The sequence below is a fragment of the Pseudonocardia sp. Cha107L01 genome, assembly GCF_052566575.1.
Window position 1 is genome coordinate 2,042,473 of the sequence record NZ_CP199579.1, and the last position, 14,211, is coordinate 2,056,683.

Consider the following 14,211-nt stretch of genomic DNA (forward strand, 5'->3'; position numbering starts at 1 on the left):
GGCGCGCGCCCTGCTACCCGCGCTCGCGGGGTGAGCCGGCCGGGTGCTCGCCGATGGCGGCCAGGTACTGGGCGTAGAAGTCGGTGATGACGTGTTCGGCCGGCACCAGGACCCCGGAGTAGGCGGCGGAGCGCATGCCGCGCTGGCAGCGTTCGCAGGCGTCGAAGTCCTGTCGGTTGGTGATGTCGAGCAGGGCTATCGCGTCGGTGGCATCGAAACCGTCGCCGGCCATCGTGTCGCGGTCGAACAGCCAGTCGACGGTGACCCGGGTGTGCCCGGGCCCCAGTGGTTCGAGCCGGTACAGCGCGACGTGGTCGGGCACCAGGATGAGCAGTACGTTGGGGCGCAGCACGAGGCCGTAGAACAGCCGGTCGTCCGACGGGCCCAGTCCGGGCAGCCTGGGGTGGGTGGCGCGCCCCGACAGCGAGAACCCGTCGACGTGCTCGGCGAAGGACGCGCCGGCGGCCATTCCGTCGCTGATGGTGCCGTACCCGGAGCGGAACTGGGGCAGTGCGGCGGTGAGCTCGGGATGGATCGATGCGCAGTGGTAGCACTCCATGAAGTTCTCGATGATCGACTTCCAGTTCGCGGCGACCGAGTAGTCGATCGTGGCCGCGACGCCGAGCCGCTCGATCCCGTAGCGTTCGAGCACCCCGTCGCCGAGCCGCTCGGCGAGCTGCGGCTCCACCTGCGCGGCCAACTGTTGCGCCTCGGGGTCGAGGTTGAGCCACAGGTAGCCCAGCCACTGCTCGGCGCGTACCGGGTGCAGCCCGTAGTCCGCTCGGACCAGGTCGGGCATGTCGCGCATGTTCGGCGCCGCGAGCAACCGGCCGTCCAGCCCGTAGCTCCAGGAGTGGTAGGCGCACCGGATCGTTCTGGAGAACGAGCCTGACTCCTCGCTGCACAGCTGTGCGCCCCGGTGACGGCACAGGTTCAGGAACGCACTCAGCTCGCCGTCGCGGCCCCGGACGACCAGCACGCTCTCCTCGCCAAGCTCGATGCGTCGGTACCGGCCGGGCTCGCTGAGCGCGTCGGCGCGACCGACGCACAGCCAGGAACGCCGGAAGATCTGGCGCTCGTCCAGCTCGAAGATCGCCGGGTCGGTGTAGTACCGCCCGGGCAGGGCCGCGAGGAGGTTGGCGGCTCCGGTCATGGAGGTCATGCTGGGCACCTTCCCGCACTACATGTCCCGCATAGCGCAACTAAGGCCATATGCGAGACAAGAGTGAGCGCGGGCCGGTCGCGTGTCAAGAGTGCGCAACGCCCGCGGCTCCGACGGGCTCGACCGGTCAACCGAGCTTCGGGTATCCGTTCCGCTGGGAGATCTCCGCGGCGGCGGCCGATACCTGTTCCGCGACCCGGGGCAGGGTCTCGGCGGTGAGCCGGAACGTGGGCCCGGATGCGGTCACCGCCGCGACCACGTCACCGTCGATTCCGCGCAACGGGGCGGCGACCGCGGCCAGGCCGATCTCGTGTTCCTCGACGGTGATCGCGTACCCGCGCCGCCGGACCAAGGCCAGTTCTGTCGAGAGCTTCGCGGGATCGACCAGGGTGCGCGGGGTGAACGCCGCCAGGTCGCCGGCGAGGATCGCGTCCCGCTGGGCGGACGGCATGAACGCCAGGAAGATCTGGCCGGCCGACGTGGCGTGGAACGGGGTGCGCTGCCCGACCCAGTTCACGCTGGTGACCGTGGAGCTCCCGATCACCTGGTCGATGCTGATCACCGCGTGCCCGTCGTGGATCGCGACGTTCACCGTCTCGGCCACCTCCTCGGCCAGCCGCTGGCAGATCGGCCGGCTCGACACGGTCAGGTCCAGCTTCCTGGCCGCCCCGGCCGCGAGCTGCACGACGCCGAATCCGAGCTGGTACCGACCTCGGTCGACCTGTTGCTCCACGAGGCCACGCGACTCCAGGGTGTCGAGCAACCGGAACGCCGTCGACTTGTGCACCGCAAGCTCGGTGGCGATCTCCGTGACGCCCGCCGGCCCGCGCCGCGCCAGCACCTGCAGGATCGAGATCGCACGGTCCACCGACTGCACGCCATTGTCCCGCATCGGAATTCTGTTGGGCATGGCGGAACAGTAGTGCCGATCTCGAGCGGCGAAAGCGCTACCGCCCCGCTCAGGCGGGGTGCCATCATGCGGCCCATGGCTGTCACGCTCGGCTTCAACCATGTCGCGACGATTACCGCCGATCTTGACCGGCTGACCCGGTTCTATGTCGAGGCGTTCGGCGGCACGGTGACCTTCGAGATGGCCGCGACCGAGGACCACCCCCGGATGGCCATCATCGACCTCGGCGGGGGCGCGGCCCTGAACGTCTTCGAGGTGGCCGAGGAGTCGATCCTGGGGCAGCGCCGGACCATGGGCGGTCGAGGTCCGATCGATCACTTCGGGCTCGCCGTCGACTCGCGCGCCACGCTCGACGGGTTGCGCGAGCGGATGGTGGCCGCCGGCGCGGAGATCGGCGAGATCCAGCGCCTCGGCGGCGAGTGGTCGCTGTTCTTCCGCGATCCGGACGGCATGGAGCTGGAGGTCTGTGCGCACGCTGCCCCGACCGACGCCGACAGCTGATCGACGCGCCGGTCCCGGTGAGCCGGGCTCGCGGCCGCCCTCACCGCGGGATCGGCGGCCTGTCACCGGTGCCGTTGCAACCGTGGGCGAAGTAGCCGATGCCGAACCAGGACTGCTCGAGATGCCAGTTCGCGACGTACTCGCGCAGCAGCCGCCATGGTCGGTCCAGTCCGGCGGGTTCGGCGACGAAGGGGCCAGCTAGCGCGGTGACGGCGGCACGCAGCGGCCAGAGCCAGGGATCGGGCCATCTCCAGCCTCCGGCGGCGACCGGTGCGCCGGACCGCAGTTGACCGAAGAGGTTGTGCAACGCGGTCGAGGAGGCCAGCACGTCAGGCGTGGCGGCGAACAGCGCGGCGTCGGCGCGCAGGCTCAGCTGCGCCGTGCCGGGCGAGGCGTTGACCAGCTCGACGTTGTCCCAACCCCGGCGGGCGACCCGGCGGGCGGCGACAACCAGCAGCCGGGGGGATTCCTCGATCGCGACGATCGTCCCCTCCGGCCCCACCGCGGCACGCAGGGCGGCGAAGTTCAGGCCGGTGCCGCAGCCGACGTCCAACACCGTGTCGCCGCGGCGGGGGGACAGCTGCCGCACGAGTAGTTCGCGCCAGCCGGCGAACAGTTCGGTGCGCCGCTGGTACTCCCGCGCCAGCACCAGGTCCGCCTCCGTCAGCGGCTCCGGCCGGGGTTCCCATCTCGGTTCCCACCGTGGCTCTCCCGGTGGCTGCTCCGGTGACGGTCGCGGCCGTGGGATACCAGGTGAGGGGGTGCCTGGCGCGGCGGGCGTGGACACATCAGGTGTGTCGCGGCGCCTCCACGTGAGGTTCACTGGCGAGTCCTCCGGACGGCCGATCACCGGACCAGCGCCGGTGCGGGAGAATCGACGGTCGCCGGGGTCTAGGGCGAGACAGCCTGCCCAAGCTACTGTGCGGAGTTTCGCCCTACCACAAGCCGTTACGTGTCTTCACGCGAATGAAGCACCCGCGTCATTTCAGAGGTACCGGCCGAAGGCTGACTCAGACGAGCCGGCATTCGTGCGGAGAGGTCCGATCGAGCAGGTCACAAGGGTGGCGGCCATAGACAGGAGGACCCGGATCGAGTGAAGATCGGTACCGGGTCCGGTCCGATCTTGACACACTCACGCAACACCTTCGACGCGGTCGACGACGAGGATCCCACCACTACCGACCTTCTCCACATCATCATCGACAACCTCGAAAGGTACGCCCGGATGGTCAGCGCAGGCCGTGAATCGTCGGAAGCGACGACGGATGCGCTCCGGTCCCAACTACCGGCCCCGATGCCGGTGTCCGGGCCGGCCGGGCCAGCCGCCTGAAATCCAGGAGAACAAGATGCATATCCACTGGCCCGGCGGGCGTCGCGCCGCCGCTTCGAAGAGCACAACTTCGGAGGTCGCAGACGGTCTGCCGCGCCGGGATATCGGGACGCTGCGCGAGCTGTGGCGGTTCAAGGACTACGCCCGGCCGGAGCGAGCCCCGCTGCTGGGCGGTGTGGCGATGCGCGGCTTGCAGTTGGCCGCCGACCTGGCCGCGCCGTGGCCGTTGGCCCTGGTGATCGACGACCTGCTCAAGGGTGACAAGAAGCGCGGTGTGCTGCACGACGTGGCCGACTGGTTCGGTGGTTCGGCGGTGGCCATGCTCATCGTCGCCGCGGTCTCGGTACTGCTGATCACCGCCGCGTCCGGACTGTTCGACTACCTCGGCGACAAGTTGATGAACGGTGCGGGGGAGCGGATCACCGCCAAGATCCGGTCCGACGTGTTCGGCTATGTCGAGCGGTTGCCGATGGCGTATCACGACAAGCAGACCATCGGGGAGCTGACCAGCCGGGTCGTGTCCGACACCTCGCGGATCGAGAGCAGCCTGCTGGACCTGTTCACCGACCTGATCCCGGCCGTGCTCACTCTCGTCGGCACCGCCGCCGTGCTGCTCTCGGTCAGCTGGCAGCTCGGGCTGATCGGGCTGTGCGTGGCACCGCTGGTCTATATCACCGCGCTGCACTTCGCCCGGCTGACCCGGCGCAACGCCCGCCGCAAACGGGCCGCCTCGGGCGACCTGACCGGGTTCGTCACCGAGTCGCTGCAGGGCATCCGCACCACCCACGCGTTCGGTAACCAGGCGCGGCAGGACGAGCTGTTCGGCACGAGCAACGAAAAGTTGCTGCGGCTGGGCCTGATCTCGGTGGACCTGTCCGCCCGCTTCAGCCCGGCACTGCAGACGGTCAGTGCGCTCGGCACCGCCGGGGTGCTGTACGTCGGCGGCTACGGGGCACTGCACGGCTGGTGGCAGGTCGGCATCCTGGTCGTGGTCACCACGTACCTGAAGAACATGCTCAGCCCGATGAAGACGCTGGCCAAGCTGGCCCCCAGCTTCACCCAGGGCGCCGCCTCCGCCGAGCGGATCGCCGCGATCCTCGATCAGCCCGCCGAGCACCTGGGCATCGGCGAGGCGCTACCCGCTCGGGTCAGCGGCCGGCTCGAGCTGTGCAACGTCGGCCTCGACTACGGCCGCGGACCGGTGCTGGACGGGCTGAACCTGGTCATCGACGCCGGCGAGCGGATCGCGCTGCTCGGCGACAACGGTGCGGGCAAATCCACCACCATGTCGCTGATCGGCGGCCTCTACCGGCCCACCAGCGGCCAGGTACTGCTCGACGGGTTCTCCGTCCCCGACCTACCCGAGCACTGGCTGCACCAACAGATCGCGATGGTCCTGCAGGACACCTTCCTGTTCGCCGGCACCCTGGCCGACAACCTGCGCTACGGCCGCCCCGACGCCACCGACGAGGAAGTCGCGCGAGTGGCCGAAGCCGCACTGGTCAGCGAGTTCGCCGACCGACTGCCCAACGGCCTGGACACCACCGTCGCCACCGGTGGCGTCGGGCTGTCCGGTGGCCAGCGCCAACGCGTCGGCATCGCCAGGGCCCTGCTCGTCGACGCGCCCGTCGTACTGCTCGACGAACCCACCGCCGGGCTCGACGTCACCGCCGAAGAACTCGTCGTCCAAGCACTGACCTACCTCGTCAAAGGCCGCACCGTGATCATGACCACCCACCAACCGGCCCTGACCCGACTGGCCACCCGCACCGTGCACCTCCGCCGCGGCGGCCGGATCGAGGAGGAACTGCCGGTCCCGACGTAGGTCGCCGGGGCATGACCAGCGTCGGTCGCACCCGGGCGTAGCTGCCCAGCTCCGTTTAACCTCGCGGTATGGGCGTCGCTGTTCGACCGTTGTTCGCGTTCGAGAACTCCTACGTCGACGGGCTGCCGGAGCTGTCCGTGGCCTGGCGGGCGGCGCGGTCGCCGGCGCCCCGGTTGCTGGTGCTCAACGAGGAGCTGGCCGGGGAGCTGGGTGCCGATGCCGAGGCACTGAGCGCGGCCGACGGTGTCGAGGTCCTCGTCGGCAACGTTGTCCCCGACGGGGCCTCACCGGTGGCGCAGGCCTACGCCGGGCATCAGTTCGGCGGGTTCGTGCCGCGCCTCGGTGACGGGCGCGCGCTGCTGCTCGGTGAGGTTCTCGACGTCCACGGCCGCCGTCGCGACCTGCACCTGAAGGGCTCCGGCCGTACCCCGTTCGCTCGCGGCGGCGACGGGTTGGCGCCGCTCGGCCCGATGCTGCGCGAGTACGTGATGGGGGAGGCGATGCATGCGCTGGGCATCCCCACCACCCGGGCCCTCGCCGTGGTGGCGACCGGCGCCGACGTCGCGCGGGAGACGATGCTGCCTGGGGCGGTGCTCGTCCGGGTCGCGGCGAGCCATGTCCGTGTCGGCACGTTCCAGTACGCGGCGGTGCACGGTGGGCCGGAGCTCGTGCGGCGCCTCGCCGACTACGCGATCGCCCGGCACCACCCCCGGGCGGCCGAGGCGGCGAACCCCTACCTCGCGTTCTTCGAGCGCGTCCTCGACACCCAGGCGTCGTTGATCGCTCGCTGGATGCTCGTCGGGTTCATCCACGGCGTCATGAACACCGACAACATGACGATCTCCGGCGAGACCATCGACTACGGCCCGTGCGCCTTCCTGGATTCCTACGATCCGGCCACCGTGTTCAGCTCGATCGACGAAGGCGCCCGCTACGCGTACGGCAACCAGCCGCGCATCGCGCAGTGGAACCTGGCGCGGCTGGGCGAGACCCTGCTGCCCCTGATCGACGACGACACCGACACGGCGATCTCGGCGGCCACCGAGGTGCTGCACTCGTTCGCCGATCGGTACCGCCGCTACTGGACCGACGGGATGCACGCCAAGCTGGGCCTCAAAAACGACCGGCCGGAGGACGGCGCGCTGATCGACGACCTGCTCGCGCTGCTGCACGCTCAGGGCGTCGACTTCACCTCGTTCTTCCGGGCACTGTCCCCGGCGGTGCTCGGCAGTCCCGCACCGGCGCGGTCGCTGTTCGCCGAACCCGACGCCTTCGAGGCGTGGTCCGGCCGTTGGCGTGCGCGGCTGGCCTCCCCCGGGGCCGACCTCCCCGCCGACCTCCCTGCCACCGCGAAGGCGATGGACCGGGTCAATCCCGTCTACATCCCACGGAACCACCAGATGGAGTCAGCGTTGGGCGCGGCCACCGCCGGCGACCTGGCACCGCTGCGCCGACTCCTGGACGTGCTCGCGAGGCCGTTCGACGAACGACCCGGTCTGGAGTCGTACGCGGCCCCGGCGCCGGCGAGCTTCGGCGCCTACCGCACGTTCTGCGGTACCTGACCCGGTTGTTTCGGATCTACCGCCCTCGCCGGGGCGGGTGCGGTCCGGTTGGATGAGTCGCATGTCGTCAGAGGTGTGGCCGGGCCGTCCGTTCCCGCTCGGCGCCACCCCGGGCGAGGGGGGCACCAACTTCGCGGTGGCCTCGGAGGTCGCCGAGGCCGTCGACCTGTGCGTCATCACCGAGGCCGGGGACGGCGGCAGGTCCGAGGAGCGCGTTCCGCTGCGGGAGTACGACGCCGGGGTGTGGCACGGGTTCGTGCCGGGGCTGGGCGTGGGCACCCGGTACGGGTTCCGTGTCCACGGCCCGTGGGATCCCGGCCGGGGGTTGCGGTGCAACCCGGCCAAGCTGCTGTTGGACCCGTACGCCAAGACCGTGCACGGCGACCTCGAGTGGGACGAACGCATTTTCGGTTACCCGTGGGCGGACGGGCCGGACTCGCTGAACACGCTCGACTCCCTCGACGCGATGCCGCTGTCCGTCGTCGTCGATCCCGCGTTCGACTGGGGCGCTGACTCACCGCCGGGCACCCTCCTACGCCGACACCGTGCTCTACGAGACCCACGTCAAGGGCTTCACGGCCCGCCACCCCGACGTCCCGGACGAGCTGCGGGGTACCTACGCCGGCCTCGCGCATCCGGCGGCGGTCGAGCACCTCGTGCGCCTGGGCGTGACGGCCGTGGAGCTGCTGCCGGTGCATCAGTCGGTGACCAGCGGAACGCTGCGGCAGAAAGGGCTCACCAACTACTGGGGCTACGACACCATCAGTTTCCTCGCGCCGCACGCGGCCTACTCGGCCTCGGTCCGCGCCGGAGCCGTGGGTGGGCAGGTCGCGGAGTTCCAGACCATGGTGGCGACGTTGCACCAGGCCGGGGTGGAGGTCGTGCTCGACGTGGTGTTCAACCACACCGCGGAAGGCAATGAGTACGGCCCGACGCTGTGCCATCGCGGTGTCGACAACGCCGCCTACTACCGCCTGGTCGAGAGCGACCGCCGCCACTACTTCGACACCACCGGCACCGGCAACTCGCTCAACGTCGCGAACCGGACGTGCCTGCGGCTGATCCTGGACAGTCTGCGCTACTGGGTGACGCTGATGCACGTAGACGGGTTCCGGTTCGACCTGGCCGCCACACTCGGGCGCGAGTCGGGCGGGTTCGCCTCGACCTCGGCGTTCTTCGACCTCGTCGACCAGGACCCGGTGCTCTCGCAGGTCAAGCTGATCGCCGAACCGTGGGATGTCGGGCAGGCCGACAGCTACGACCTGGGGCGGTTCCCCGCTCAGTGGTCGGAGTGGAACGGCCGCTACCGCGACACGGTCCGCGACTTCTGGCGCAGCGCCGACGGCACCCTCCCGGACCTCGCCCGCCGGACCTCCGGCTCGGCCGACCTGTTCGGCGGGTCCCGCCGCCGGCCCTCGGCGTCGGTCAACATTCTCACCACCCACGACGGGTTCACGCTGCGCGACCTGGTCAGCTACGACGTCAAACACAACGACGCCAACGGTGAGCAGGGCCGCGACGGAACCGACGACAACCGGTCGTGGAACTGCGGAGCGGAGGGTCCCACCGACGACGCGGGGGTGCTGGCGCTGCGCCGTCGCCAGCAGCGCGCGCAGCTGGCGACGCTCCTGCTCTCCCTCGGGGTCCCCATGATCCTCGGCGGCGACGAGATGGGCCGAACCCAGGAGGGCAACAACAACGCCTACTGCCAGGACAACGAGATCTCCTGGTTCGACTGGTCGGGGGCCGACAACGAGCTGCTGGTGTGGACCCGCGAGCTGGTCGCGCTGCGTGGGGCGCACCCGGCGCTGCGACGGCGCCGCTACGTCACCGGGGCGCGCGCCGGTGAGGTCGACTGGTTCACTCCCGGCGGAACGCCGATGACCGATGCCGGATGGAACGACCCGCTCAGTCGTTCGGTTGCCGTCCTGATCGACGGGTCCGCCGAACCCGACCGCGACGACCGAGGCGTGCCGATGCTCGACGACGACCTACTGATACTGCTCAACGGCTGGTGGGAGGAGCTGGAGTTCACCCTCCCCGCCGCCGGTCCGTGGCGTCTCGCCCTCGACACCTTCGACGGCACGATCCCGACAGCGGGTTCGCCAACAGGGACGACCGTGCGCGTGGGCGCACGGTCGTTGGCGCTGCTGGTGCGTGAGCGGGCCCGCTGAACGCCGACCGGGCGCGGCCGGTCATGCTCGCACAGACGCTGTCAACGCTGTGGTGTTCAGCACGACCGACAACACCCTTGCCAGCGCCGGTACCGACCTGACGGTGCGACTCTGGAACATCGACCCCGGCACGGCCGTCCAGCGGATCTGCGCCACCACGCAGGGAACACTCACTCCCCAGACGTGGAATCAGTACTTCCCCGACGTTCCGTACAAACCTCCGTGCCAGGCGGTCTAGCCGTTCACAAGTGAGGGCCTACTCAGTCGGGATCCGGGCGTGCGGCCGGCCGCGGTCGTAACGTCGATTGCATGACACAGAAGATCTGGTTCATCACGGGTGCCTCCCGCGGCTTCGGCCGGGAGTGGGCGATCGCGGCGCTGGAACGCGGCGACTCGGTGGCCGCGACGGCACGTGACCTGTCCACGTTGGACGAACTTGTCGCGAAGTACGGAGAGCGGTTCCTGCCGCTGCGACTCGACGTCACGGACCGCGACGCCGACTTCGCCGCCGTGCGGCAGGCACACGAGCGGTTCGGGCGCCTCGACGTGGTGGTCAACAACGCCGGCTACGGCCACTTCGGGATGGTCGAGGAGATCACCGAGGCGGAGGCCCGCGCGCAGCTGGAGACCAACCTGTTCGGCGCGCTGTGGGTCACCCAGGCGGCACTGCCGTTCCTGCGGGAGCAGGGCAGCGGCCACATCCTGCAGGTCTCCTCGATCGGTGGGATCAGCGCGTTCCCGCTGGTCGGCATCTACCACGCCTCGAAGTGGGCGCTGGAAGGGATCAGCCAGGCGCTGGCCCAGGAGGTGGCGTCGTTCGGTATCAAGGTCACGCTGATCGAACCGGGCGGGTTCGCCACCGACTGGGCGGGCTCCTCGTCGAGCACGTCCGAGCAGCTGCCGGCCTACGCCGAGTACCACGAGCAGGTCCAGGCGCAGCGTCGCAAGCGCATCGGCACCCCGGGTGACCCGCAAGCGTCCGCCGCCGCCGTGCTGCAGCTCGTGGATGCCGAAGAGCCGCCGCTGCGCTGCTTCCTCGGTACGGCCCCGCTGAGTATTGCCAAGGCCGACTACGAGGGGCGGCTGGCGACGTGGGAGAAGTGGCAGCCGGTGGCGGAGCTGGCGCAAGGCTGAGTCCGGCTTCATGGTCAACTGAACACCACACTGGTTTGATCTTGAGCTGGCCAGTGTGGTGTTCGACTCGGCGGGCCGATCCGCCGCGGCGGATCTAGAAAGCGCCGTGGGCCGAGGCAACCGCGTAGTCGACGAGGTCGCGGGCCAGGATGTAACCGCCGGTCGCGAGCAGCGCCGCCGCGGATCGTGGAGCAGTGAACCGCACGTCAGGGCCAATAACAGGTATTCCAGAGTTGGAACGAGAACGGAGCCGTCCAGGGTCCGGGGGAGCCGCGAGGTCAGCCGCGGCGCACCCGGGCCCCGATCCGTCTGTTGCCGCCCGAGTGGCGCGCTGATGACGAGTGCTGGCCGCCGCCGTGGAAGACTGCCGGTAGCAGTCGGTCGTTGGAGATGGATGGTGACCACAAGCAGTGCTGGGCAACCAGAGCGCCGGTGTGGCAAAGGCCGCGCGGGCCTCAACTGATCAATGCGCCGCACCACCACTCATCGGCACCGATGACAGATGATCAAGAGCACCGCGGCGACGTCCAGGGCTCGCCGCGATCGCGACCGCGCACGTTGACGCACGCCACAACCGTGCCCGACGGGGCATCAGACGAATCCTCGGGCGGCCCGGCGGATGGCGGTGGCCCGATGCGTCGCTCGGCCATGGGTGTCGCGATCTGGACCCTGCTGAGCCGGGCCAGCGGGATGGCGCGGGTGCTGGTGGTCGGCGGGGTCCTCGGTCCGACCTACGTGGCAAATGTGTTCCAGGCCGGCAACACACTGCCGAACAATGTGTTCACGATCTTCGCCGGGCCGATGGTGGCCATGGTTGTCGTGCCCACCGTGGTACGCGCGAGTACCGGTACCGCGGCCGGGTTGGGGCGGGCGCGGGAGGTCCTGGGTCGGGTGGCGGGGCGCCTGCTGGCCGTCGCTGGAGTGTGTGCGGGCGGCCTGGTGCTGTTGTCCCCGGCGCTGGGGTGGTCGTTGGTGCTGGGGGTGCCCGGCCCGGACCGGTCGCGGGCTTGGCTGCTGGCCGTGGTGTTGATCCTCTTCGTGGCGCCCCAGGTCGTGTTGTACACCGCGATTTCCCTGGCAGTGGCCGCGCAGCAGAGCCGGGGTCGCTTCGCCCTCGCCGCCGGGGCGCCCACCGTCGAGAACCTCGCCACGATCGCTGTCGTGCTGGTTGCCGGGAAGATGTTCGGGTCCGGGCTCGACGTCGCCCACACGCCGCTGGCGATGATCATTTGGATGGGTGCTGGGAGCACCGCCGCCGTGGTGGTCCACGCCGGGTTGCAGTTCTACGGCACCGCCCGGGTCGGTTTGCTCACCGCGCCCCGGTGGGGGCTGGCGCAGTCTCCGGCCGCGCGGGACTGTGTGCGCCGGATCGTGGTGTCCATGCCGGTGCCCGCCACATCGGCGGCCACCACCTATGTGGTCGCCGTCATCGCCGCGACCGTGCCGGGTGGTGTGCTGGTCATCCAGTTCGCCTCCCAGGTGTTCTTCGGCCTGTCCTTCATCGCGGGGCGGGCCGTATCGATGGCCGCGTTGCCACGGCTGGCCGCGGCCGCCGCCGTCCGGGACTGGCCCGGGTTCGCCGTGGCCTGGAGGAAGTGTCTGCACTATGCGACGCTGGCCGCGCTACCACCGCTGTGTTTGCTGATGCTGTTCGCCGCCCCCATTGCGAACCTGGTCAGCCAGGGCGAGCTCCGGGAGCCGGTGCTCCTCGACGAGCTCGGCGCCTGCCTGGCAATAGCCGCGGTCGGTCAGCTCGTCTCGGGGATCCACGACCTCGGTCGTCGAGCACTGTTCGCCCGCCTCGACGATCGCGGCCCCCGCCGGGCCAGCATCGTGGGATTCGTCGCCAGCATCGTGGTAGCGCTCGGCGCGGCGCTCCTGCACCCGGACCCGACGACCACCTTGGTGACATTGATGATGGCGGTGCTCGTCGGCGAGGTCGCCGGCGCCGTGACTGTGCTGGCCGCGGTGCGCCGTCACATCCGGCCTGAGCGGCTCACCGGGGCGGGCAACGCGGTACGTGCTCTGCTGGCAACGCTCGCGATGCTGCCCGCGCTCGCCGGCGGCTCCTGGCTGCTGCACCATCTCGCCTCCGGCCGCCTGGTCGACCTCGGCGTGCTGGCCGCCACCACCCTGCTGGCGCTCGTGCTGTTCGGCTCGTGCACCGCCTCACTCAACCGCCGTCGCATGGGTGCCGAATATTGACCGGGACGGACCGACCGGACCCGGACGGACTGGAGCCGGCCGGGACTAAGGGAGCCCACGCCTGACGCGCGGTGTCACGTTCGTAAGGAGCGGGCTCTGTGTCACGGGGTCGTACCACCCCGGAGCGCACGCCTGACCGCGGCTGGGCGGCCCCGGACGGTCAGCCTGGTCAGCGACTTCGCGGTGTCCCCAGCTCGCACCGCGGCGGGACCCGGGTCACGGACATCCCACACCGCTGTCACGTGCGGAGCCAGGTAAGGCCGTAGGAACCGGCCCACCGAGTAGCCCGCCCGGCGCAGGTAGGACATTGCGTCCTTGGCATCGCGGGTGACGTCGATCCAATAGACACCCTGGCGGCATTGCGGCTGGTCCGGGGGCTCGCCGTGGACCAGATGGCGATACTGCAGCAGCGGGAAGTTCACCCCGCAGCTCACCGCGAGCAGCGCGGACAGGTTGTGCCGGGCGTTCACCTCGATGATCTTGTACTGGCCGTCCCGGGGATCGCGTTTGAACTCGATGTTGGCGAAGCCATGGAAGTCCAGCGCACGCAGCATCCGCCGTCCCGGGGCCAGCAGCTCCGGCAGTTCGCGACTGACCACCACCGACGGTGACCCGGTACTGACCGGTGAGTTCCGGATCTTCACCGCGGTCATCTCCACCAACGGCTGCCCGCCCCAGAAATAGGCGTTGTAGTTGGCGCCGCAGAGCTCGTCACCCGGGATCAGCTCCTGCAGGACCACCTCCAGACCCGCCTCGTCGGCGCGCAGGTATTCCTTGATCGCGTGCTCCGGGCTGTCCACCCGAGTCCATTTGCGGCCGAACACGGCGCAGTAGAGGTGGCTCACCGTGGGCTTGAGCACCGCCGGAAAACCGGCGTTCGGGCCCGCTGTGGCGGCGTAGCCCTCGATGTCGGAGATCCCGCTGACGGCGACGGTCTTGGGCGAGGGCACCCCGCTCCGCTCGGCCAAGGCGTAGGTGGCGGATTTGTCCAGGCAGGTTCGGGCGGTCCACTCGCTCGGCGCCGCGACCAGGTACCCGGCTCCGGCCAGCCGGTCGTCGTGGCCAGCCACCGCGACCAGCGCCCGATCTGAGGCCGGCACCAGCATCGCGCCCGGGTAGCGGTCGGCGAGCCCGACCAGGAACTCGACGAAAGCCGACTCGTCGTGCTGCGGGTGTGGACATCTGACGACCTCGTGCACCCATTTCGAGGCCTGAGCCATGTCGCGTTTGTCGTAACGCGCCACCACCAATGGGACACCGTGCGGTCCCAACGCGCGTACGACCGCCAGACCAGGCGTGTACCCCCCGACCACCACCACTGGCCTCACCGGGCGCCCCCCTTCCTCCCGCGACAGCCCGACGCGCAGTCCCCGACGAATCCGCGTCCCCGGTGCAGGCTCCGCCTCTC

Annotated in this window: 11 protein-coding genes and 1 pseudogene; 8 read left to right on the forward strand and 4 right to left on the reverse strand. The window is 70.1% G+C overall.

From position 1 onward, the window contains the following. Positions 1–13: 13 nt before the first annotated feature. Positions 14–1,162 (reverse strand): aromatic ring-hydroxylating oxygenase subunit alpha, encoded by a 1,149-nt coding sequence (locus tag ACTXG6_RS09785; RefSeq protein WP_445187437.1) that lies wholly within the window; start codon positions 1,160–1,162, stop codon positions 14–16. A 127-nt stretch (positions 1,163–1,289) separates the two neighbouring features. Further along, positions 1,290–2,072, reverse strand: coding sequence for an IclR family transcriptional regulator (locus ACTXG6_RS09790; protein ID WP_445187438.1), 783 nt, complete (start codon positions 2,070–2,072; stop codon positions 1,290–1,292). A gap of 66 nt (positions 2,073–2,138) precedes the next feature. On the opposite strand from ACTXG6_RS09790, the gene ACTXG6_RS09795 reads away from it, so the two are divergent. After that, entirely contained in the window at positions 2,139–2,573 is a 435-nt protein-coding gene (locus ACTXG6_RS09795) for a VOC family protein (RefSeq protein ID WP_445187439.1), read from the forward strand. Between the two features lie 40 nt (positions 2,574–2,613). Here the strand turns inward: ACTXG6_RS09795 and ACTXG6_RS09800 are convergent, their stop codons facing one another. Beyond that, positions 2,614–3,222: a methyltransferase domain-containing protein gene (locus ACTXG6_RS09800; protein ID WP_445187440.1), complete on the reverse strand. Its 609-nt coding sequence runs from the start codon at positions 3,220–3,222 to the stop codon at positions 2,614–2,616. 697 nt (positions 3,223–3,919) lie between these two features. Here ACTXG6_RS09800 and ACTXG6_RS09805 point away from each other — a divergent pair. The 7 genes and pseudogenes from ACTXG6_RS09805 to ACTXG6_RS09835 all read left to right on the forward strand — a co-directional run bounded on the left by ACTXG6_RS09805 (position 3,920) and on the right by ACTXG6_RS09835 (position 12,803). After that, positions 3,920–5,728: an ABC transporter ATP-binding protein gene (locus ACTXG6_RS09805; RefSeq protein WP_445187441.1), complete on the forward strand. Its 1,809-nt coding sequence runs from the start codon at positions 3,920–3,922 to the stop codon at positions 5,726–5,728. A 68-nt stretch (positions 5,729–5,796) separates the two neighbouring features. Further along, positions 5,797–7,290, forward strand: a complete 1,494-nt coding sequence (locus ACTXG6_RS09810; protein WP_445187442.1) for a protein adenylyltransferase SelO — start codon at positions 5,797–5,799, stop codon at positions 7,288–7,290. 61 nt (positions 7,291–7,351) lie between these two features. Then, positions 7,352–7,597, forward strand: a pseudogene (locus tag ACTXG6_RS09815) (glycogen debranching protein GlgX); the annotation flags it as partial. Between the two features lie 238 nt (positions 7,598–7,835). After that, positions 7,836–9,464, forward strand: a complete 1,629-nt coding sequence (glgX, locus tag ACTXG6_RS09820) for a glycogen debranching protein GlgX (RefSeq protein WP_445187443.1) — start codon at positions 7,836–7,838, stop codon at positions 9,462–9,464. Further along, on the forward strand, positions 9,448–9,702 hold the full coding sequence (locus tag ACTXG6_RS09825) for a hypothetical protein (protein WP_445187444.1): 255 nt from the start codon (positions 9,448–9,450) through the stop codon (positions 9,700–9,702). Before glgX ends, ACTXG6_RS09825 begins: the two co-directional genes overlap by 17 nt. Before the next feature lie 71 nt (positions 9,703–9,773). Next, positions 9,774–10,598 carry an SDR family oxidoreductase gene (locus ACTXG6_RS09830; protein WP_445187445.1) on the forward strand — a complete coding sequence of 275 codons (825 nt, stop codon included), beginning with the start codon at positions 9,774–9,776 and terminating at the stop codon, positions 10,596–10,598. A gap of 633 nt (positions 10,599–11,231) precedes the next feature. Further along, positions 11,232–12,803 carry a lipid II flippase MurJ gene (locus tag ACTXG6_RS09835; protein WP_445187446.1) on the forward strand — a complete coding sequence of 524 codons (1,572 nt, stop codon included), beginning with the start codon at positions 11,232–11,234 and terminating at the stop codon, positions 12,801–12,803. 101 nt (positions 12,804–12,904) lie between these two features. Here the strand turns inward: ACTXG6_RS09835 and ACTXG6_RS09840 are convergent, their stop codons facing one another. Further along, positions 12,905–14,047: a carboxylate--amine ligase gene (locus ACTXG6_RS09840; RefSeq protein ID WP_445187447.1), complete on the reverse strand. Its 1,143-nt coding sequence runs from the start codon at positions 14,045–14,047 to the stop codon at positions 12,905–12,907. Between the last annotated feature and the right edge of the window lie 164 nt (positions 14,048–14,211).